Origin of the sequence: Defluviimonas sp. D31 (assembly GCF_033436765.1) — a bacterium.
Lineage (GTDB): Bacteria > Pseudomonadota > Alphaproteobacteria > Rhodobacterales > Rhodobacteraceae > Albidovulum.
This window is the reverse complement of sequence record NZ_JAWQFN010000001.1, coordinates 1-21978: the sequence shown is the minus strand read 5'-3', so window position 1 is coordinate 21978 and position 21978 is coordinate 1. Positions and strand designations below refer to the sequence as shown.

Genomic DNA, 21978 nt, shown 5'->3' with positions numbered 1-21978 from the left:
CGCTCGGCCGCCGGTCTCAGCCCTGGCGGACCTTCTCGGCGAGATCGCGGGCGATCGTATAGGCGCCCTTGATCTTGTCGCTGTCCTTGACCCAGTCCCGCCGGATGATGACCTTGTTGTCCTTGATCCTGGCCATCCCGCGCTCGGCCTGAAGGTAGTCGACGAGGCCGGCGGGGTTGGGGAACTTGTCCATGTGGAACTGCACCGTCGCGCCCTTCGGACCGGCGTCGAGCCTGCCGATATGCGCCCGCCGGCACATCGCCTTGATCCGCATGACCAGAAGCAGCGTGTTGACCTCCTTAGGCACCGGGCCGAAGCGGTCGATGAGCTCGGCGGCGAAGCCCTCGAGCTCCACCTTCGTGGTCAGCGATGACAGCCGGCGATACAGTCCGAGGCGCACGTCGAGATCGGGAACATAGGCTTCGGGGATCATGACCGGTACGCCGAGATTGATCTGGGGCGACCATTGCCCGTCGTCGGCCGTCGGTGTCTCGAGGTCGCCCGCCTTGATCCTCGCGATCGTCTCTTCCAACATCGCCTGATAAAGTTCGTAGCCTACCTCGTTGATATGTCCGGATTGTTCCTCTCCGAGGATATTGCCGGCGCCGCGCAGGTCGAGGTCCTGAGAGGCCAGATTGAATCCCGCCCCGAGGCTGTCGAGGCTGCCCAGAAGCCGCAGACGCTTCTGCGCATTCGGCGTGAGAGGCAGGCGCGGCTTGGTGGTGAGGTAGCAATAGGCGCGGAGCTTCGACCGCCCGACCCGACCGCGGATCTGGTAGAGCTGCGCTAGGCCGAACATGTCCGCCCGGTGCACGACCATCGTGTTCGCGGTCGGGATGTCGAGCCCGCTCTCGACGATGGTCGTCGCCAGAAGCACGTCGTACTGGCCGTCGTAGAAGGCGTTCATCCGCTCGTCGAGTTCGCCCGCCGCCATCTGGCCGTGGGCGATGACATAGCTGACCTCGGGCACATGGGTCTTCAGGAAGTCCTCGATCTCGGGCAGGTCCTTGATGCGCGGGACGACGTAGAAGCTCTGCCCGCCGCGGTAGCGTTCGCGTAGGAGCGCCTCCCGGATGGTGACGCTGTCGAACTCGCTGACATAGGTGCGGATCGCCAGGCGGTCGATTGGCGGCGTGCCGATTATGCTGAGATCCCGGACACCTGTGAGCGAAAGTTGAAGCGTTCGCGGGATCGGCGTTGCGGTCAGGGTGAGGACATGGATCTCCGACCGCATCTCCTTCAGCCGCTCCTTGTGGGTGACGCCGAAATGCTGTTCCTCGTCGATGACGAGAAGCCCGAGGTTGCGGAACTTCATCCCCTTGGCGAGCACCGCATGGGTGCCGATGACGATATCTACGCTGCCCTCCGCCAACCCCGCCCGCGTCTCTGCCGCGTCGCGGGCCGAGACGAAGCGCGAGAGCGGCCGGACAGTGATCGCGGTGCCCCGGAAGCGTTCCGAGAAGGTCTTGAAATGCTGGCGGGCGAGCAGGGTTGTGGGCGCGATCACCGCAACCTGGACCCCGGACATCGCGGCGATGAAGGCGGCGCGCATCGCCACCTCGGTCTTGCCGAAGCCGACATCGCCGACGACGAGCCGGTCCATCGGGCGGCCCTCGGCGAGATCCCCCGCCACCTCCTCGATGGCGGACAACTGGTCGTCGGTCTCTTGGTAGGGGAAGCGCGCGGCGAAGGCGTCCCATTCGTGGTGCGGCGCCTCGAGGATCGGCGCCTTGCGCAGTAGACGTTCGGCCGCGACCCGCATCAGACGCTCGGCGATCTGGCGGATGCGTTCCTTGAGCTTCGCCTTCTTGGCCTGCCAGGCGCCGCCGCCGAGCTTGTCGAGAAGTCCCTCCTCGTGGCCGTAGCGGCTGAGAAGCTCGATGTTTTCGACCGGCAGGTAAAGCCGGTCACCGCCGGCATATTCGAGCGCCACGCAATCATGCGGCGCACCGAGCGCGGTGATCGTCTCGAGCCCGGTATAGCGGCCGACGCCGTGATCGACGTGGACCACGAGATCACCCGGCGAAAGCGATTGAGCCTCGGTCAGGAAGTTCTCGGCTTTCCTGCGTTTTTTCGCGCCCCGGATGAGCCGCTCGCCAAGCACGTCCTGCTCGGAGATCACGGTGAGCCCGCCACCCTCGAACCCGTGTTCGAGCGCCCAGACCGCGAGGAACAGCCCGCCCTTGCCCTCGGGCACGTCGCGGATGTCGCGGATGAACGTGGTGCCCAGTACCTCCTCGTCTTCCAGGAGCCCCTTCAGGCGTTCTCGCGCGCCTTCCGAATAGGAGGCGACCACGACCTGCCCATCCGCGCGGCGCGCATTCAGATGATCGGCCAGTGCACTGAAGAGATTTACGTTTTCAAGCTGACGCTCGGGCGCGAAGTTGCGACCGATCCGGCCGCCAGCGTCCAAGACACCGGGTCCGGTCGCCTGCGGCAGTTCGACGAACTGGATCACCCGGTGACCGGCGATCGCCGCCTGCCAGCCGGCATCGTCGAGATACATCAGCCCCGGCGCGCAGGGCTTGTAGACCGAATCCAGCCGGTCCTTGCGCCGCATCGCCTCGCGCCGGGTGTCGTACTGATCCTCGATACCTTCCCAGCGCGAGAGCCGCGCCGGGGTGAGCTGGTCGTCCAGCATGACGCTCGCGCCGGGCAGGTAGTCGAACAAGGTCTCCAGCCGCTCGTGGAAGAACGGCAGCCAGTGCTCCATCCCGGCGTGCTTGCGCCCCGCGCTCACCGCCTCGTAGAGCGGATCGTCGCTGCCAGCGGCGCCGAACTCGATGCGGTAGTTCTGCCGGAAGCGGGTGATAGCCGCCTCGTCGAGGATGATCTCCGAGACTGGCGCGAGCTCGATGGCAGTCAGCTTCTCGGTCGTCCTTTGCGTCGCCGGGTCGAAGCGCCGCGCGCCGTCGAGCACGTCTCCGAAAAGGTCGAGCCGGACCGGCCCGCCCTCGCCCGGCGGGTAGATGTCGATGATGCCCCCCCGGACCGCGTAGTCGCCGGGCTCGGTCACGGTCGGGCTTTGCGAAAAGCCCATGCGGACGAGGAAGGAGCGCAACTGCGATTCGTCGATCCGCTGGCCGACGCGGGCGGTGAACGAGGCGGCGGTCAGCACCTCGCGGGCGGGCAGGCGCTGGGTCGCGGCGCTGAGCGTGGTCAGAAGGACGAACGGCCCGGGCAGCCCCTGGGCAAGTGCCGCGAGCGTGGCCATCCGCGTCGCCGAGACATCGGCATTCGGCGAGACACGGTCGAAGGGCAGGCAATCCCAGGCCGGGAAGGTCAGGACGAGAGCGTCTGGCGCGAAGAAGGCAAGCGCGGCCCGCATCGCCTCCATCCGCTTGTCGTCGCGCGCGACATGAAGCACGGGCGCGCCCTTCGCCAATTCGCGGGCGAGAAGGCGGGCGTCAAAGCCCTCGGGCGCGCCGGAGAGCATGATATGGGCAGGCGTGGTCATGGCCCTCACCTACCCCGCCCGGCGCCGGAGTCAACCTGGCAGGATAGAGACGTTCATGTTCTGCAGCATGCCCCAGAACGCGGTGATAAGAATAGAGACGATTCCGATCGCCTGGACCATTATCCGATGCATCGAAAGTCGCCGGCGCAGGGCTTCACCCTGCTCGTCGCGTTCCTCGATCCGCGCTGCCGTGGTCAGGCTGAGCAAGGCCACGATCGACAGAGGCAGCGCGATCAGGAAGACCGCCTGGCAGAATTCCACACGATAGATGAAACCCAGAAGCGCGAGCGAAGTGAGCGCGAAACTCAACATGGCCATCAGGATCACCCCGGCTTCGCGGCCGATATAAAGGATTCGCGCCACATGCACCCTCACGATGTCCTGAAGATCCTGCTCCGCAGCGCCGCCCAGCCGGCGCGCACGCATCACCATATCGAACGGGATTCCCAGCACCCGGTGCGATGCTGTCGACCAGATGGCGGCCAGCGCGATCCAGTACCAGAGATTGGAGAATGATCGGAAGTCGATCAGGTCGTGAATCGTTTGCATTAAGTCCAAGGCGTTTCCCCGATGCATTCGGGTTGGATGCTAGCGGCGCTCTGCGGCGGTTTCCACTCTTGAGATATGGTGCGAACCATGCAACCCGTGTTTTCGACCGCAGCGAAGAGACCGCGACATGACCCCGATCCAGGCTCCCTACCCCGCCACCCGATTCCGGCGCCTGCGCCGCACGGCCGCCCTTCGCGACCTCGTGGCCGAGACCCGACTTGGCACCGGCGATCTGATCTGGCCGATCTTTGTCACCGATGTTCCCGGCGCCGATGTGGCCGTGCCCTCGATGCCGGGCGTGTCGCGGCAGACCGTCGAGGGCGCAGTGCGCGCGGCCGAGGAGGCGGCAACGCTCGGGATCCCGGCGCTCTGCCTCTTTCCCTACACCGACCCAGCGGTGAAGACAGAGGCATGCGAAGAAGCCTGGAACCCCGAGAACCTTTCCAACCGCGCGGTTCGCGCGATCAAGGCTGCGGTGCCGGAGCTCGCCGTGATGACCGATGTGGCGCTCGATCCCTACAACGCCAATGGTCACGACGGGCTGGTGCGTGATGGCGTCATCCTCAACGACGAAACGGTCGAGGCGCTGGTCAGGATGACGCTCGCTCAGGCCGAGGCGGGCGCCGACATTCTCGGGCCGTCGGACATGATGGACGGCCGGATCGGCGCGATGCGCTCCGCGCTCGAAGCCGCGGGGCACAAGGATGTGGCGATCCTGAGTTACGCCGCGAAATACGCCTCGGCCTTCTACGGACCGTTCCGCGACGCCGTCGGCGCGTCCGGGGCGCTGAAGGGCGACAAGAAGACCTACCAGATGAACCCGGCGAACCGCGAAGAGGCGCTGCGGCTCGTCGCCCGCGACCTTTCCGAAGGGGCGGACATGGTGATGGTCAAGCCCGGGCTCGCCTATCTCGACATCTGCGCCGCGGTGAAGGCCGAGTTCGGCGCGCCGACCTTCGCCTACCAGGTCTCGGGCGAATACGCGATGCTCAAGGGCGCGATCCTGAACGGCTGGGTGAAGGATGAGGTGATCCTCGAAAGCCTGCTGGCGTTCCGGCGCGCGGGATGCGACGGGATCCTTACCTATTTCGCCCCTGAGATCGCGCGGATCCTGCGGGGCTGACCCGGCGGCGTATCGCGAAGTTGATCGCGTGAGGCGCAAGTCTTGATGACAGGCGGGTCAATCTGCACTATAGATGGTAGCGGATCGGCCGGATAAGGTCGGCATCGGCATTGAGAGCGGAGCAGTGAGATGAGCGGACTTTCCCGTCGCGGAGCAATCCTTTCCGGCAGCGCCCTGTTGGGGCTTTCGGCTTGCGGCAACGGTGTCGGGGGATCCGGCGCGGCGCAGCTCGATGCCCGGGTCGACGCCACAAGAGACTTCCTGCGCGAGCGCTATCCGGGCACGGTCGAATTGACCAACAGGGCCGCCGGCGTGCTCTACATGCCGCTGATGACCGAGGCGGGGCTCTTCATCGGCGGTGCCTACGGTCAGGGCGCGCTCCGGATCAACGACATCACGGTTGACTACTATTCGGCGACCCAGGCGAGCTGGGGTCTGCAGGTTGGTGCGCAGCAATACGCCCATGCGCTGTTCTTCATGACGCCGCAGGCGCTCGCCGACTTCCGCAGGGCAGACGGTTGGGTTGCCGGCGCGGACGCGAAATACGCCACGCCCGAGGGCGGCGGATCGCTCGGTGCCGACACGACGACGACGACCTCGCCCGTCGTGGCGATGGTGTTCGGCCAGGCCGGCTTCATCGCCGGGGCGACAGTCGAGGGCACGAAATACACACGGATCATTCCCTGAAGATTTCGTTCGGCCCGGCACCGAACGGACCGAAGCGGGCGCTGATCTGATCCCCGGAAACTGGACCGTTTGAAGCTGGAGTTTTCCGCTACGCTTTCCCGGCTGGAGAGGAGCGGAATCGCAGGAGCTGTCAGACGGATTCGAACCAGTCTCCGAATGGACAGTGAGCTTGCCCCTTATGCGGCGCCGAGGCCGCGCCACTCGGCGAGAGCAGCGGCGCGGTTCTTCTTGAAATTTGCCCTCGAGTAGAAGCTGCGCTCCGAGTTGAAATGGTTGAAGACCGAGGCGTGGACGGCGGCGAACATCTGCAGACTTCGCATTCGCCGGAAGCGCTGCATTGCCCGTTCCCGTCGTCGGAATGGCAGGTGTGAATTCTCCGCCCGATTGTTGAGCCAGCGACCAGTTGCCTGGCGGTCGGTCGCACCGACCTCCTTCAATGCGGCGCTATAGGAGCGCAGCTTGTCGGTGACGAAAATGTGCGGGCGACCGTAGCGCTTCATTGATTTCTTGAGGANGGCAGGTGCGAATTCTCCGCCCGATTGTTGAGCCAGCGACCAGTTGCCTGGCGGTCGGTCGCACCGACCTCCTTCAATGCGGCGCTATAGGAGCGCAGCTTGTCGGTGACGAAAATGTGCGGGCGACCGTAGCGCTTCATTGATTTCTTGAGGAATTTCAATGCAGCTTTCTTGTCCCGCGTTTTCGTCACGAAGCTTTCGAGGACCTCGCCCTCATGATCGACGGCCCGCCAGAGGTAGTGCCGCTCGCCGTTGATCTTCACAAACATCTCGNTCGAGAACCTCGCCCTCATGATCGACGGCCCGCCAGAGGTAGTGCCGCTCGCCGTTGATCTTCACAAACATCTCGTCGAGATGCCATTGCCACTGCGGCCCAGAACGCAAGCACTCGGCACGTTTCTTGCGGATCTCGGCGGCGAACATCGGTCCGAAACGCTGCCACCAGAACCGGACCGCTTCATGGCTTATGTCGATGCCACGCTCGTGCAGCAGGTCCTCGACGTTACGGAGCGAGAGCGGGAAGCGCACGTACATCATCACCGCCAGGCGGATGATCTCAGGCGAAGTCTTGAAGTATTTGAACGGGCCAGGCTTCGACATCAAGCGACGCTAGTCGGCGCCCTGCCTCGCCGCAAGCTGGGTTCCTCTGACTCCGTCCGGGGCTGGTCTTGAACCACTTGAACGGACGGGGTTTGGTCATGGCCGGACGCAAGCCATCGCCTTGTAACATCTCAAGCCAAGTTTGCCTGACAGGACCTCGTAGGCTCAGCCGCCTGCCAGCATTTTCGCCGCCGTCCGCAGATAACCCGGGGAGTGATCGACCCCGGCCACGCTCTCGTCGTTGGTGGCGAGCCCGAAATAGCAGCCGCAGAAGTCTCGCGCCGGGTCAACGTAGATGCCCTGACCCATGTTGCCGTGCTTGAACATCGCGCCATCCTCGAAGGCATGGTCCCACTGCGCGGTGTTGAAGGCCGGCGTTTCGCCGAACCAGCGCTGGCCATAGGCCAACTCGGTGGACACCGCGTAGGCGGCCGGGTTGCCCAGCGTCTGGATCTCCTTCAGCAGTTCGTCGGACACGATCTGCTCCTCGGAAACCACGTTCCAACTCGGCGTGTAGATCAGCGCATAGCGCAGCATGTCCTCGAGCGTGGTAAAGTTCAGCCCGCCGCCCACGGGGGTGCCGTCCGGTGCGAGGCCGACGATGAACGGGTTGCGCGCGCCGATCTTCGACCAGACGCGGTCGTTCCAGTACTGCTCCCAGGACTGCCCGGTGACCTGCTCGGTCAGCAGCACCAGAGCCTGGGTGTTGGACGTCGAATAGCGGAACCGGTCGCCGGGCTTCTCGCCCTCCAGCGGCTGCACGTCCCCGAGCATCTTGCGCCACTCCGTCGGATCGTCGGTCGGCGTGAAGATCGCCGTGAAGAACTTCGTGATCCATGAGTCGGGGTTGCTCAGGCTCTCGAAGGTTTCTTCGTTGTCGACGCCCACCGACATGTTTATGGTGTTCTTGACGCTGACGTTGTCCCAGTAGCTGCCGGCAAGGTCGGGAAGATAGGTCGACATCGGCTGCTCCATGTCGACCTTGCCCTCATTGGCCAGCATCGACACCAGCAGCCCGGTCGTGGTCTTAGAGGCCGACATCCAGACGTGGTAGCCCGTCGGATTCATGCCCGGATAGATCTCGAACACTACCTTGCCTTTGTGGGCCATCGCCATGCCCTGGACCTGGCGTGGGCCCACCAGATACGCGCGCAGGGGCGGATTGGCCGAGCCGTCGAGATTGTTGAAGGTGATGTCCAGCAGGTCCGCCTGGATGTTTCGCTCGAGCACACTGAACTCGGGCTGAACCGGGACGATCGCCGACTTGAAGAACGACGGGATGTTCATGTTGTAGAACACCGAGTCGTCGTTGCCCGACTGCCAGTTCGGAAAGCTGAAGCGCGAAGTCGCGCCTTCTACGAAATCGAGCGGCTGCGGGCTCTTCCACCGCGCCATGGGGCTGTCGACCGACAGCGGTTCGAACCCGGGCGCTCCGGAGCGAACAGGGCCGCTGGCCTGCGCGGACCCGGCGCTCGGAATGAAGCCGAGCCCGGCAGCGGCACCGATTGCGGCGGTACCGAGCAGGGTTCTGCGGCTCAATTCGAACTGATTCAGGTTGCCAGCATTCATCTCTCTCTCCTGCCTGAAACTGTCTTCCGGTGTTTGCGCATTTTCGTGCAGCTGCTCTGTCGCCGTGCGGCGCCTAGAAGCGGCGTCGCTCCGTTTCGCTGCCGCTTGGCGACTTTGCTGAGGGTCTCGTCAAGAGAAGCGGGGAAGGCCGTTCCTGCCTCAACTTTCCGGTCCGTCCACGGTGTCCGCGTCCAGGGTCCAGCCGCTCAGCATGCGCGACTCCCCGTCGAGGATGAATATGGTCTCGTCGCTCGGCTCGACCCGCAGCAGCCCGGAGACCCGAACGGGAGTATAGAGGGACTCGACCTGCTGATCCGCCCGAAGCCTGACCCGCACGAGTTGATTCGGCGGAGGAGTCGGAAAGTGGCTGCACATCCCCACTTGGGGAACCAGATAGCCGAACCCGCTGCCATCCGGGGCCTTTGGCGCGGGAATGATGTAGCCGGAGATCGAAACCTCGACTCCATCAAAGATGGGGTTGGTGGCCATGCGGGCGGCCTGCCGCTTCCTGGCGATGTCCCAGCGCTGCTCAAGCAACGCATCTACATCGTGACCGTTTGCCTCGAGCTTCTCCTGCGCCGCGATGCGGCGAGCCTTCAGACGCGAGCGTGTCTCCTCATCAAGATCAGTGCCGGAGAGCTTCTCGTCCGACTGAACCAACAGTTTCAACTCGTTCAGCATGTCGGCCCCCATGTCTTTGTAGGGGTCGTCAAAGACCACGGCGAACGGATCCGCCAAATCTGAAAATTCGATCGCTTCCGGTTCTGCTGTTGCCTGAGTGGCGGCCAATAAGGCCGCCACGAATACAGAGAGCAGGAACCGCGAAATCACTTCTCGTTGCTTGGATGCGATCACGGTCAGTTTCCACCATCCGCGGGGACGCCGCCCCCGAAGTCACTGGGCATCCCGGTCGAGAATTGGGCATTCCAAGACTCTTCCGAGATCGGCTCGAAGCGCGGCTTGTCCTCGGGTTCAAATCGGATCGGTTGACCGGCGAAAACCGGCAAGAGCTCATCGTCCCGCACAGTCACCTGCCCATTGACGATCACGGCTTTCATGCCCGTCGAAGGGATGGCGCCCTTTTCGTAGGTCGAATTGTCCGTGAAGGTTTCGGGGTCAAACACCACGATATCGGCAACCATGCCGGTTTGGATGCGGCCGCGTTCCTGCATGGCCTTGAGACCGGTATCGCCCATGTGCTTGGCGGCGTTGTAGCTGAGGATCGACATCAGCTGCATCATCGGGATGTTGTTTTCCCGGCCGAGCCGGATCGTCGCGCCTCGGGATCCAGCGGTGCGGGGGTGTGTGCCGCCCAGTTGGTCAAACGGGTAATCCCACGGGGCGTCGAGCGGCTGCGCACCAACCGCATCGCTGGCCATGGTCACGCCCTTCAGCGTCAGCCACTTCGGCTGCTCCTCCTCGGGCATCTTGAACACGACAATCGGCCTCGATGGTTCGGAGGCGACGGTCGCCTTGTAGGTCTCGGTGGTGTAGTACTCACCCGTGACCGGATCCAGCAAGGTATCCTCATACTTGTGGCCCAGCTGATCGAGCCAGACATCAGGCGCCAGAAACTCCGCATTGATCGTGGTGGACCCCGCGGCGTAGGGATAGATCTCGCCCCAGATGTTGAAGCCCCTTTCCTGGAGGCCTGAAATCATTTCGTGCGTCACGCGCCAGCCGGGGTTGTTGAAGTGCAGCGCGATCGCCGGGGCGCCGAGCGTGATTGCGTTTGCGATGAGTTCCTGCGCGCCGTTGACCTCGGATGTGTCGTTGCCGAGCGTATAGCGTGTATGCGCACCGGTTGCGCGGCCATAACGGGCACCGACCTTCTGCACCTCGAACATCTCGCGTGCGGATACGCCAGACCTCATGTACCCCACTGTACTACCGATTCCGACTGCGCCAGCCTGCAGACCCTTATCGATCTCTTCGAGAATCGCGTTGCCCTGTTCCAGGGTCGGGCGTGTCGCACTCCAGCCCGTGTTCTTCCGGGTTTCATACGCGGCTACGGGGCCTTGTTTCAGGACCTCTGCGTCGTCGAACCCGTCGATAAACATCGCGCGGGCCAACTCGTGGCTGACCGCGCAGCCATAGTTGGCCTGGGTCACACCGGCGCGCGCTTCGTACCAGTCCGCCATATAGGATCCCGCACAGCCCAACTCGAAATCCATGCTGCTGGTCAACCCGTCGCGCAACCCGAGAGAATAGCCGATCGGCATCTGAAAGTGGAAATGGGTGTCGATGAAGCCCGGCGCCACGATGTGGCCGTTGGCATCGATGGTCTCGGCACCGGAGATGGCCTCCGAGGTGATCGCGGCGATCCGGCCATCCTTGACGCCCACGTTCGCGATCGAGTCGAACAGCGTCTCCGGGTCCATCACCCGGCCATTGTTGATGACGAGGTCATAGTCTTGCGCGAAGGCCGTCGAAACCGTCAGCAGCCCTGCAATAAGTGCTGTTGTAGAAAGGGATGTTTTTGCTTTCATGGCATTTTCCTTTTTCGAAGTTTTACTTGCGTGTTTTCTGTAGGCCACAGTTCACGACTTCATTGCGGATCGCCCCGCCATTTGGGGCATCGAAGACGAGTTCTCCTCCCGCACCACGAAGCCGCCGATCACGAGCAAGGTCCGCGCGCCCACGGCGGGCTGGATCGGTTCGTCGCAGTTCGCCTTTTCGGCGATGATCGCCGGGTCGAGCACTTTCCCACTAGCGTCTACGACCACGCCTGTCTCCAGCGCGAATTTGCTGATTGCAACGGTCCTACCGTCGTCGACGGCCACGTTGCGGATCGCATCGAGTCCTGTTTCGGGGTCGATTACCCGCCTGTTCAGGAGAAAGATGTTATTGACCGGCGTGGCGGTCGCCGACACGAAACTCGCCGTACGAACCACGATTGTTAGCGCCTCATTGCCTAACGCAGTTGGCACGTTGCGATCTTCCCCTGCTTTCCAACGTTCGAACTGCGGCTAGAGAGCGCCGGTTGAGGAAACGATAGCAGTCCGGACAACGAATCGACTTGCATCTTGTGCCATTCGGATCATTTTCTTGGTGTGGGTCGTCAATTTCGGAGAGTTCGACGTCGTGGTGAAGGTAGGCAAGGACGCTGATCCGAAGTTCACTCGGGCAATGTACGTCCTCCTTCCCTTCGCCAGCGCATTCGCCAGACGGGGCGGCGACGTCGAGCCGATCCTGCGCAGGAACCGGATTCCGCCCGACGCGCTGTCCGACCCGACCATGCTGGTCGAGGCAAATGCCTGCTATGGCGCCATGGAGGACATGGCGAACGAGGTCGGCGATCGATGTTTCGGGGCGAGTATCGCGATCGACGTCGCCAATTCGGGATCGCCCGCGATCCGAGATGCCGCTGCGCATGCCAGGATTTTCGGTGACTTCCTGTCCAGGCTGGTAGTGGAAATCGCCAGGAAGATGAACAATGTGCGGTACCGCGTGGATGTGTCGTCCGAGGCGGCCAGTTTTGAGATCCGGCGCACGGTCGCGCCACGCGGGGCGACGACGCAGGTCGATGCGGTGGGTGTCGCGTTCTACGTGACCGTGTTCAAACGAGGTCTCGGGGACGTCTTCGATCCCGCGCGCATTGCCGTGATCGCCCCGACCATTGATGGTGTTCCCGAAGGCTTTCTGCCGAAGCAAAGCCTGATGAAGTCCCGGATAAACGGACTTCGGATCAGCTTTCCTCCCGAATGGCTCTGGTCGCCGTTTTCGCTCGACTGGCGGATCGACAACGCGGAAAGAGGAGACCTCGGCGGCGAGGACAGCGACGCCTTGCTCGTCCATTTTCGGTCCATGATCGAGGACAGCATCGACGAGCCAGACTTGTCCCTGCATCGGTTCGCCGACCTTGTCGGCCTGCATCCGCGTCGCGTGCAGCGCATTCTCTCGGCGAACGGCACCTCCTTCCGACAGCTAAAGGAAGACGTGCGGCGCGGCCGCGCCCTTGAATTGCTGTCGACCACGATAGCGCCGATGTCGGAGATCGCGTCGCAGGTCGGGTTTTGCGATGTTACCGCCTTCGACAGGGCGTTCAAGAAATGGACCGGCAGGACGCCCGGTCACTTCCGGCCCTCTCCCCCGTTCGAACGCGACAGTTGAGGGCCCCTGGTCGGCGCCACGGGGGGCGGCAGCGGCTGGACCGGTGCGCAAAGCCGGACGGCCTGCTCGACCAGGGATGTCACGCGGGCCGGTGGTGTCAGACCAATTCGAACCCGTCTCCACAAGGGCAGGATCGCTGTCCCTTATGACGCGCCGAGGCCGCGCCACTCGGCGAGAGCAGCGGCGCGGTTCTTCTTGAAATTCACCCTCGAGTAGAGGCTGCGCTCCCAGTTGAAATGGTTGAAGACGGAGGCGTGGACGGCGGCGAACATCTGCAGACTTCGCATCCTCCGAAATCGCTGCATTGCCCGTTCTCGGCGTCGGAACGGCAGGTGCGAATTCTCCGCCCGATTGTTGAGCCAGCGACCAGTTGCCTGGCGGTCGGTCGCACCGACCTCCTTCAATGCGGCGCTATAGGAGCGCAGCTTGTCGGTGACGAAAATATGCGGGCGACCGTAGCGCTTCATTGATTTCTTGAGAAATTTCAATGCCGCCTTCTTGTCCCGCGTCTTGGTCACGAAGCTCTCGAGAACCTCGCCCTCATGATCGACGGCCCGCCAGAGGTAGTGCCGCTCGCCGTTGATCTTCACGAACATCTCGTCGAGATGCCATTGCCACTGCGGCCCAGAACGCAAGCACTCGGCACGTTTCTTGCGGATCTCGGCGGCGAACATCGGTCCGAAACGCTGCCACCAGAACCGGACCGACTCGTGGCTGATCTCGATCCCGCGCTCGTGAAGCAGGTCCTCGACGTTACGGAGCGAGAGCGGGAAGCGCACGTACATCATCACCGCCAGGCGGATGATCTCCGGGCTGCTGTGGAAATACTTGAAAGGGTCGCGTTTCGTCATGGCCGGACGCTACGAGGCCGACCTGCCCGTCTCAACCAGATTCCTTCTGACAGCGCCATTGCGATTGACGAAGATAATTCCACTCAGGACGCGCCGGTCGTCCACACGCGGCTTGCCATGGCTCTTGGGGAAGAAGGGCTGAAGACGCGCCATCTGCTCGTCCGTCAGCCAGAAAAGNATTGCGATTGATGAAGATAATTCCACTCAGGACGCGCCGGTCGTCCACACGCGGCTTGCCATGGCTCTTGGGGAAGAAGGGCTGAAGACGCGCCATCTGCTCGTCCGTCAGCCAGAAAAGGTTGCTCATGCTCAGGTCTCCTTGCGGAGCCTGAATCACGCCGAAAGTCGGAAATCAATGGGTCTGGAGCCTAGTCAACGGTGGAGGAAAAATCCCGTGGCAGGTCAATCGAGACGCGCCACTAAATGTCCCCCGCCGGTGTCGATCAGATTAGCCGGCGCCGGTTCATGTCCGAGCAGACGGACCGGGCTCGGCACATCTCCCGACAGCCGCGCCGAGGTCGGGCGGGTGATCGTCGGGTCGGGAACCGGAACGGCCTCGATGAGGCGCCTTGTATAGGGATGCTGGGGATTGCCGAAGATCTGCGCGCGGCTGCCCATCTCGACGATCTGGCCCAGATACATCACGCCGACCCGGTCCGAGAAATTCTCGACAACCGCCATGTCATGGCTGATGAAGAGGAAGGCGATGCCGATTTCCTCCTGCAATGCCCGCAAAAGGTCCAGCACCTTGGCCTGCACGCTGACGTCGAGGGCCGAGACGCTTTCATCGGCGATGATCAGGTCGGGGTTGAGCGCCAGCGCGCGGGCTATGCAGATGCGCTGACGCTGGCCGCCGGAAAATTCGTGCGGGTACCGGCCTAGCTGGTCGCCGGTCAGGCCGACACGATCCATCAGTTCGGCGGCACGGGTACGGCGTTCGGCCACGTCACCAATCCCGTGGATCACGAGCGGCTCGGAGATCTGGTCGCCCACCGTCATGCGTGGATCAAGCGCCGCCATCGGGTCCTGAAACACCATCTGGATCTTACGGCGAAGCGATTTCATGGCGGCGCCTCGGGCCGCCGATACCGGGCTGCCGCCGATCTCGATCACCCCCTCATGTGGCACGAGCCCGACCATCGCCTTGGCGATCGTCGACTTGCCGCAGCCGGATTCCCCTACAAGCGCAAAGGTTTCACCCCTCAGGATGTCGAAGCTGACATGTTCTACTGCATGGACTTGATGCGTCACCCGGCCAAAGAGACCGCCCTTCAACGGGAAGCGCACGGTCACGTCCGAGAGCCGCGCGACAGGCAAAGCGGCAACCTCGACCCGCGTTTTTCCCCCGCCGATGCGCGGCACAGCGGCCAGAAGATCGCGCGTGTATTGCGCCTTGGGCCGGGCAAAAAGGTCGACGGTTGTCGCCTCTTCCACCATCCGCCCGTCGCGCATGACGATCACGCGGTCGGCCATCTCGGCCACCACGCCCATGTCATGGGTGATGAGGATGATCGCGGTGCCGGTCTCGCGCTGGAGATCGCGCAGAAGGTCCAAAACCTCACGCTGAACGGTGACGTCGAGAGCTGTCGTCGGTTCGTCCGCGATCAGCACCTCGGGGCGCAAAGCGAGCGCCATGGCGATCATCACCCGCTGGCGCATGCCGCCCGAAAGTTCATGTGGATACTGATCCATGCGTCGCTCGGGCTGGCTGAGCCGCACCGCCTTCAGCGCGTCCAGCGACCTGGCACGGGCCTTGGCGCGGCTGACGGGCTCATGTGCCCGTATCGCCTCGGCAATCTGGGTACCGACCGTCATTACCGGGTTGAGGCAGGTCATCGGCTCCTGAAAGATCATCGCGATCCGGTCGCCCCGGACGGCGCGCATCTCGGCCTCGCCAAGTGCCGTGAGTTCGGTCTCGCCGAGATTGACCCTGCCGCCGGTCACTCGAACGGCGGGCGGGGGCAACAGCCCCATGATCGCAAGCGAGGTGATCGACTTGCCCGAGCCGCTCTCCCCGGCGATGCACAGCGTCTCACCGCGCCGGAGTGAAAAGGACAGGTCCGAGACGAGCGGGGCCAGCCCGGCCTCGGTCCGGACCGATACGGTCAATCCCTCGACCGTCAGGACAGGCGCCGCATCCGGGGCCATATCGGCCCCGGACCGGCTTTTGACCCGGGCGCCCGGCGTCAGGTTCATTCGAAGACGCACCGGGGGAAGTAGAAGCTGACCACCCAGTTCGGCATGTCGACGATCTCGGAGATACGCAGGTCGCCGCAGACCGAGCACAGCATATAGGCATCGACTGCAGATATCCCGCGCCGGGCCGTCAGGAGGTCGATCATGTTCGACACCGCATCGCGCGCCGCCGCCATCAGGTCGGGACCGATGCCGGTCGTGACCTCATATCCTTCGGCATCGAGATGGCGCGTCACCGGACCCGGCGTGGTGAAGCGCGGGGTCTTGAGGTTCGCGCCCTTCACGACATCGAGCGTCAGCACCACGTCCATCGGGCTTTCGATGGCCGTGCCACAGACCTCGCCGTCGCCCTGCGCCGCATGAGTATCACCCACGCTGAACAAGGCGCCCTCGACTTCGACCGGCAGATAGAGCATGGTGCCCGATGCCAGATCCCGGATGTCGAGATTGCCGCCGACGCGCCGGGGTGGCACGACGGAATGCAGCCCGGCCTCGGCCGGGGCATTTCCGATCGTTCCCGCGAAGGGTTTTAACGGAATGCGCGCTTCCGTGCCCCAGAGAGCCGGGGCAAGGCTTGTCGGATCATAGGACCAGATGGTCAGGGCGGGGTCCGCGAACTGGTCGGCAAGAAGACCGAAGCCCGGGATGTTGGCGGTCCAGCCGAACCCCTTGCCGTCGAACCGGCGGGGCGTAAACCCTTCGACCGTCACCTTAAGCGCGTCGCCCGGCTTCGCGCCCTCGACATAGATCGGCCCCGAGACCGGGTTGATCTTGCCGAAATCGAGGTCGACCACGCTTTGCAGGGTCGAGGACGGGCCAAGCTGGCCCGCCGAACTGTCCTGACAGTGGAACTGTATCGTCGATCCAGGCTCAGCGCGCAGCGCCGGGGGCAGGGAATTGTCCCAGCCGAAATGGTGCTGCGCGCCGTGGATCGTATAGTTGCAATCCCTGCACATCTTACTGTTTCACCCAGACATAGTCGTAGTTGACCGGGATCGACACCGGATCGACGTAGAGCGAATCCTCGCCGCCCATGCGTTCGGACTTCATCGTATAGCGCTCTTCGTTGAAGACCGGGGCCCAGGGGGCCTGTTCCATGACCCCCATGTAGGTGTCGGACCAGAGCTTCAGCCTTGCATCGGCCTGCGAGGGATCGGACATGCTGTCAGCCTCGACCGCCATCTTGTCGAGCCCCTCGTCACAGAACTTCGACCAGTTCCAGCCGCCCTCACCCGCGCCTGCGCAGCCAAGGATCGGACCGTAGAAGTTCGACGGATCGGGGAAATCGGCGATCCAGGCCATGCCGCCCGACCAGATCATGGGCGCGGTCCCGGCCCCGCCCGCCTCAATCACATTGGCCTGCGCCAGCGACTGGATATTGGCCTTGATGCCGATCGCTGACAGGTCCTGCTGGATCGCCTGCGCGATGCGCGGATTGGGGTCGGTGTTCATGACGTAAAGATCGGTCTCGAACCCGTCGGCTAGTCCCGCCCCGGCGAGAAGCGCCTTCGCCCCTTCGACGTCATAGGGATAACCCGCATAGCCTTCGGTGTAACCCGGCATCGACGGTGGCAGCGGCTGCGTCGCGGGCACGGCTCGGCCGTTGATGATCTGGGTGATCCGCTCCTTGTTGATCGCCATGTTCACGGCCTTGCGGACATCAAGATTGTCCAAGGGCGGGATGGTGACGTTGAGCGTGATATAGCCGGTATGAAGCTGACCACCCTGCACGACGCGCGCGGCCTGTGCCGGATCGCCCATCACCTCGGTAAACTTCGCGGGCGGAATGCCGTCGCCGGGCACATCCACCTCGCCGTTCTGAAGGCGCAGAAGGGCGACGACCGGTTCCTGTCCTACCTCAAAGACGACGGAATCTAGATAAGGAACCCCATCGCGCCAGTAATCGGCGTTCTTTTCGAAGACGAGCCGTTGGCCGAGCGTCCATTCGCCCAGCTTGAAGGCGCCCGTGCCGATGGGTTTCTTGCCGAAATCGGCGCCTGCCTCATCCACGGCTTCTTTCGCGACGACGCTAGCGAAATTGAGCGCCATGACATGCAGGAAGGTCGCGTCGGGGCGTGAGAGCGTGATCTTCACTGTCGCCGGATCGATCACCTCGACGCCCGACAGGCCATCCGGACCGGCAGCCTCGAACCCGGCGATGGACCCGAAGAAGCCAGCACCGGGCGATTGCGTCGCCGGGTCGGTCACGCGGTCGAGCGAATACTTGACATCCTCGGCCGTCATCTCGCGTCCGTTGTGGAACTTCACGCCCGCGCGCAGGTGGAAGGTATAGGTCAGGCCGTCCTCGGAGATGTCATAGCTTTCGGCCAGGCCCGGACGCAGGGTCGTCGTGCCCGGGACGTAATCCATCAGCCCGTCGAAGAGCGACTTGATCATCGACCAGTTCTGCCAGTCATAACCTATGGCGGGATCGAGCGTCGCCACATCGTCCTTGTACGTGATGACGATGGACCCGCCCGCCTGGGCATTCGGGTCAGGCGTATACTCCTGCGCCGCAGCAGGGATGGCCAGGGCGAGCAGGACGGCGGTGGAAGCAAGCAGTCTTTTCATTTTCTCTCTCCTGTTGGTTACTTCAGTCGTATTCTCGGGTCGATCAGGGGCGCGATCAGGTCGGCCAGGAGGTTGCCAAGGACGATGGCGCAGGCCGAAACCAGCGTGACGCCCATGATGATGGGAATGTCGACGCGCTGGATAGCCTGCCAGGCGAGCTGGCCGATGCCGGGCCAGCCGAAGACGCTTTCCACAACGACGATGCCCCCCATGAAAATGCCGATATCGATGCCGATCATGGCGATGACCGGCAGGATCGCATTCGGCAAAGCATGGGCCAGCACCACCCGGGCGCGGCCCAACCCCTTGGCGCGGGCTGTACGGATGAAATCGGCCCTGAGCACATCGAGCATCGAGGACCGCATCATCCGGCTGTACCAGCCCGAGCCGAGGATGCCGAGCGTGAGCGAGGGCAGAACCAGATGCGCGAAGGTGCCGTAGCCGCCGATCGGAAACCAGCCGAGCTTGACGGCGAAGACATAGAGCAGCAGCAGCCCCACGACGAATTGCGGCGCCGAGACGGTGACAAAGGACATCATCATCAGGCTGTGGTCGAGCGCCGTGCCCCGCCTCAAAGCCGCGAAAATGCCCATTGTCAGGCCGATGGCCAGTTCGCAGGCGATGGCGCCGAGCATCAGGAGAAGCGTGGCGGGCAGTCGCGAGGCGATGAGTTCGGCCACCTCGGTCTTTTGCAGGTAGCTGCGGCCGAGATCACCCTGCACCATCCCGAAAAGGTAGCGCGCGTATTGCACGACGAAGGGCTGGTCGAGGCCCAGTTCGCGCCGGATGTTTTCAACGGTCTGGGCGGTTGCGGATCGGCCGGCGATCTGGCGCACCGGATCGGCGGGCAGGACATACAAAAGGACAAAGGTGATGAAGCTGACGCCGAGAAGGATCAGCAGGGATTGCAGCAGGCGGCGAAGAAGATGGGCGGCCATGTCAGTTCTGCCCCCTCTGCATCGGGTCGAGTACATCGCGAAGCGCGTCGCCGACAAGGTTGAAGGCCAGTGCCAGAAGGATGATCGCTGCGCCGGGGATGAAGACGAGCCAGGGGGCCGACTGAAAGTAGGTCTGGTTCTCAAAGATGATATTGCCCCAGCTTGGCGTCGGCGGCTGGACCCCCACGCCCAGGAAGGAAAGGGTCGCCTCCAGCAGCACGGTCGTCGAGATGCCGAGCGTGCCCCAGACGATGATCGTCGGCACCAGATGCGGCAGGATATGGCGGAAGAGTATGCGGCCTGTCCCCGCGCCCAAAGTGCGCTCGGCAGCGATGAAGTCGCGTTCGGCAAGCGAACTTGTCTGGGTGTAGATCACCCGGGCGGTCTGGACCCAGTTCACCAACGCGATGACAACCGCCACGATCCAGAGCGAGGGATGGAAGATCGCCGCAAGGCAGATGGCGAGGAGAAGCGCGGGGAAGGCCATCATCAGATCGGTGAACCGCATCAGAAGTGCCCCGATCCAGCCCCGGAAGAAGCCCGCCGTGATGCCGATCAGCGTGCCGATGACCAATGCCAGCCCGTTCGCCGCCACCCCGATGATCAGCGAGGTCCGCGCGCCGTAGAGGATGCGGCTGAGGAGGTCGCGGCCGAGAAGGTCGGTGCCAAGCACATAGGTCTCGTTCGGCGGCAAGGGCGCGCCTTCCAGCGTCAGCCCGTCGAAATGCTGCTCGTCCGGCGCATACGGTACCAGTACCGGCGCAAAGACGGCGCTTGTGACGACCAGGACGATCAGCGCAAGGCCGATCAGTGCCAGCTTGCGCTGCATCAGCCGGGCAAGGGCGCCCTTCGGGATATGCGCCTCAGCCGCGGTCGCGTCTGTCATCGTCGTCATCCTGCCGGTTCGTCATCTGAGCGACGACTCGCGCGGCGGCCTCCTCGAAGCTGACGCGCCAGGCCATCGCCATCTGGCGAAGCTGGTCGTAGGCGGCCGCATCGTCCTTGCCGCCCCGCGCCGCGAGCATCGTCACCGCCCGCACGACCGTTTGGCGTTCATCCAGCCGCTGCCGCAGACCAGCAATCTCGACCGATAGAGTGCGCTGAACGTCGAAGGCGTCCCGCGCAATCAGGAGCGCCGAATAGGCGCCGCTGTCGCCCACGGGCTTCAGAAGCTGGGCATGCGCACCTGCGCGCAGGGCCCATTCGATCCGGCCGGGCGCTTCGGACCCGATGAGCGCGATCATTGGCATCGGGCTTTCACCCGGACGCCAGGGGAACTGATCGTCATGACCCATATCGGCATCGAAAAAGACAAAATCGGCGGCCAGAGCCCAGGGCCCCGGGTCGGGCCAGGATTGCTGCACCTCAAGCCCGATGGCGCGCAATTGCCGCTCCAGCGCCTGAACGACCGGATGCGGGCGATGCAGGATCACCGCAGTCGCCCCGCCAAGGTTCTGTATCCGCAGCGGCCGCCGTTTCATGACACCACCTTCAGGGTCGGAAATGCAGGCGCCGGACGGGGACGCGTGAGATAAGGATCGCCCGCTACCGACGGCAACGCCTTCAGCGTCCGGAAGGCGCCGCCCTCCACTCGAGCGATCAGAACGGGCAGCGAGGTGTGATGCGTCGCCACATCGATTACGCCGCCCGGGGCTTGCTGCAAGAGCGTCCCAAGCGGCAGGTCCTCGGCCCCCGGGCGACCGTTCAGAAGCCGCGCAAGCTCGCGCACCGCGGCATAGGCCGCTGCCTCATGCGAGGAGGCGAACGCGTCGCGGCCGGGCCAGCCCTGCGCGCCACGGAAATAGGGACCAGCGGCGATAAGCCCGTCAGCCACATATTTCAGCGCCGGGAACTCGGCCTCGGTCAGGTTGCACGACAGGATCGGGCAGCGCTGCGGGGCGAAGGCGGGATCGTCCTCGGCCAGCCGGTGCATCGCTTCGAGGAACTCGTAGGTCGATGTGCCGACAAGGTTGTTGAGGACGAAGTCGGGCCGCGCGTGGCGAATTTCCTCGATCATGCGGCCGATTTCGCGCGAGCTGAGCGGCAGGTAACGCTCGCCCAGGACCTCGCCCCCGGCCCCCGTGATATACTCGCGGGCCAGCCGGTTCATCTCCCATCCCCAGATATAGTTCGATCCGGTCAGATAGGCGCGCCGCCCGTGTTCGGGCATGGCCCAGTCAAGGAGCGGCAGCAGGTGCTGGTTCGGACAGGCATGGGTGTAGACGACATGATCCGACGCCTCGAAGCCCTCATAGGGCAAGGGATACCAGAGCGTGCCGCCATGCCGTTCCAGAACCGGGATCACCTCCTTGCGGCTCCAGGAAGTCACGCAGCCGATGACATGGTGCGCGCAGCTGTTGCGCAGGATGTCATCGCAGAGCGGGCCATAGGCATCGGCGTTCCCGCCGGGATCGCGCTCCACCGGCACGAAACTGAGATCAAACGCCGGATCGCCGTTGACCGCGGCCATCGCCGCGACGGCCCCAGCGCGGCTCGCCTCGGAAATGAGCGAATAGCCACCCGAGCGGGAATAGAGCAGCCCAAGTTCGATGCGTCGCCTTCCGTCGCCCATGGTGCCCCCAAACCAAAAAAGCCCTGAAGCGGACCGAAGGGTCTGCGTTCAGGGCCTGTTTGCCGTCCGGCTCGTCGCCAATGTTTGTTTCAGACTATAGAGGTCTGGAAACGGGTCAAGTGGGTTCGACGGCGGTGTCAGAGGAACCTAGCTTGCGGCGAGGCAGGGCGCCGACTAGCGTCGCTTGATGTCGAAACCTGACCCGTTCAAATACTTCAAGACGAGCCGCGAGATCAT

The 21978-nt window shown here is 63.7% G+C and carries 17 protein-coding genes and 4 pseudogenes; 3 read left to right on the top strand and 18 right to left on the bottom strand.

Annotated elements, in window-relative coordinates:
- Positions 1-16 precede the first annotated feature (16 nt).
- Positions 17-3457: a transcription-repair coupling factor gene (mfd, locus tag R5H32_RS00110; protein ID WP_318336664.1), complete on the bottom strand. Its 3441-nt coding sequence runs from the start codon at positions 3455-3457 to the stop codon at positions 17-19.
- Positions 3458-3487: 30 nt separating this feature from the next.
- Positions 3488-4033: a component of SufBCD complex gene (locus tag R5H32_RS00105; RefSeq protein WP_318336663.1), complete on the bottom strand. Its 546-nt coding sequence runs from the start codon at positions 4031-4033 to the stop codon at positions 3488-3490.
- A 100-nt stretch (positions 4034-4133) separates the two neighbouring features.
- Here R5H32_RS00105 and hemB point away from each other — a divergent pair, with 100 nt between their 5' ends.
- Together hemB and R5H32_RS00095 are read left to right on the top strand one after the other, a co-directional pair.
- Positions 4134-5129 (top strand): porphobilinogen synthase, encoded by a 996-nt coding sequence (gene hemB, locus R5H32_RS00100; RefSeq protein WP_318336662.1) that lies wholly within the window; start codon positions 4134-4136, stop codon positions 5127-5129.
- A 129-nt stretch (positions 5130-5258) separates the two neighbouring features.
- Positions 5259-5816, top strand: a complete 558-nt coding sequence (locus R5H32_RS00095) for a YSC84-related protein (protein ID WP_318336661.1) — start codon at positions 5259-5261, stop codon at positions 5814-5816.
- Positions 5817-5992: 176 nt separating this feature from the next.
- On the opposite strand, the pseudogene R5H32_RS00090 reads toward R5H32_RS00095, so the two are convergent.
- From R5H32_RS00090 to R5H32_RS00060, 6 genes and pseudogenes are all read right to left on the bottom strand, one after another.
- Positions 5993-6328, bottom strand: a pseudogene (locus R5H32_RS00090) (DDE-type integrase/transposase/recombinase); the annotation flags it as partial.
- A gap of 17 nt (positions 6329-6345) precedes the next feature.
- A pseudogene (locus tag R5H32_RS20950) lies at positions 6346-6931 on the bottom strand (IS6 family transposase); the annotation flags it as partial.
- A gap of 165 nt (positions 6932-7096) precedes the next feature.
- Positions 7097-8500, bottom strand: a complete 1404-nt coding sequence (locus tag R5H32_RS00075) for a serine hydrolase domain-containing protein (protein ID WP_318336659.1) — start codon at positions 8498-8500, stop codon at positions 7097-7099.
- A 159-nt stretch (positions 8501-8659) separates the two neighbouring features.
- The gene (locus R5H32_RS00070) at positions 8660-9355 is read right to left on the bottom strand and encodes a DUF3299 domain-containing protein (protein ID WP_318336658.1); all 696 of its coding nucleotides are present in this window, start codon (positions 9353-9355) and stop codon (positions 8660-8662) included.
- Between the two features lie 2 nt (positions 9356-9357).
- Positions 9358-10989 carry an aminoacylase gene (locus R5H32_RS00065; protein ID WP_318336657.1) on the bottom strand — a complete coding sequence of 544 codons (1632 nt, stop codon included), beginning with the start codon at positions 10987-10989 and terminating at the stop codon, positions 9358-9360.
- 51 nt (positions 10990-11040) lie between these two features.
- Positions 11041-11373, bottom strand: a complete 333-nt coding sequence (locus R5H32_RS00060; protein WP_318336656.1) for a hypothetical protein — start codon at positions 11371-11373, stop codon at positions 11041-11043.
- Positions 11374-11551: 178 nt separating this feature from the next.
- On the opposite strand from R5H32_RS00060, the gene R5H32_RS00055 reads away from it, so the two are divergent.
- A complete protein-coding gene (locus R5H32_RS00055; RefSeq protein WP_318337315.1) occupies positions 11552-12613 on the top strand; it encodes an AraC family transcriptional regulator in 1062 nt (353 codons plus the stop codon).
- A gap of 143 nt (positions 12614-12756) precedes the next feature.
- Here R5H32_RS00055 and R5H32_RS00050 read toward each other — a convergent pair whose 3' ends face one another.
- The 10 genes and pseudogenes from R5H32_RS00050 to R5H32_RS00005 all read right to left on the bottom strand — a co-directional run bounded on the left by R5H32_RS00050 (position 12757) and on the right by R5H32_RS00005 (position 21741).
- Positions 12757-13464 carry an IS6 family transposase gene (locus R5H32_RS00050; protein ID WP_318336655.1) on the bottom strand — a complete coding sequence of 236 codons (708 nt, stop codon included), beginning with the start codon at positions 13462-13464 and terminating at the stop codon, positions 12757-12759.
- A 54-nt stretch (positions 13465-13518) separates the two neighbouring features.
- Positions 13519-13650: pseudogene (locus tag R5H32_RS00045) on the bottom strand (transposase); the annotation flags it as partial.
- Positions 13643-13771 (bottom strand): annotated as a pseudogene (locus R5H32_RS00040) (IS5/IS1182 family transposase); the annotation flags it as partial. The pseudogenes R5H32_RS00040 and R5H32_RS00045, both read right to left, overlap by 8 nt.
- Positions 13772-13866: 95 nt before the next feature.
- Positions 13867-15612, bottom strand: coding sequence for an ABC transporter ATP-binding protein (locus tag R5H32_RS00035; protein WP_318336654.1), 1746 nt, complete (start codon positions 15610-15612; stop codon positions 13867-13869).
- A 44-nt stretch (positions 15613-15656) separates the two neighbouring features.
- Positions 15657-16616 (bottom strand): acetamidase/formamidase family protein, encoded by a 960-nt coding sequence (locus R5H32_RS00030; RefSeq protein ID WP_318336653.1) that lies wholly within the window; start codon positions 16614-16616, stop codon positions 15657-15659.
- A gap of 1 nt (position 16617) precedes the next feature.
- Positions 16618-18231, bottom strand: a complete 1614-nt coding sequence (locus R5H32_RS00025; RefSeq protein ID WP_318336652.1) for an ABC transporter substrate-binding protein — start codon at positions 18229-18231, stop codon at positions 16618-16620.
- Between the two features lie 17 nt (positions 18232-18248).
- Positions 18249-19169 carry an ABC transporter permease gene (locus tag R5H32_RS00020; RefSeq protein ID WP_318336651.1) on the bottom strand — a complete coding sequence of 307 codons (921 nt, stop codon included), beginning with the start codon at positions 19167-19169 and terminating at the stop codon, positions 18249-18251.
- 1 nt (position 19170) lies between these two features.
- A complete protein-coding gene (locus R5H32_RS00015) occupies positions 19171-20055 on the bottom strand; it encodes an ABC transporter permease (protein ID WP_318336650.1) in 885 nt (294 codons plus the stop codon).
- Positions 20033-20650: an ANTAR domain-containing response regulator gene (locus R5H32_RS00010; RefSeq protein WP_318336649.1), complete on the bottom strand. Its 618-nt coding sequence runs from the start codon at positions 20648-20650 to the stop codon at positions 20033-20035. Before R5H32_RS00010 ends, R5H32_RS00015 begins: the two co-directional genes overlap by 23 nt.
- Complete coding sequence (locus tag R5H32_RS00005; RefSeq protein ID WP_318336648.1) at positions 20647-21741, bottom strand: transporter substrate-binding protein; 1095 nt, start codon at positions 21739-21741, stop codon at positions 20647-20649. Before R5H32_RS00005 ends, R5H32_RS00010 begins: the two co-directional genes overlap by 4 nt.
- Between the last annotated feature and the right edge of the window lie 237 nt (positions 21742-21978).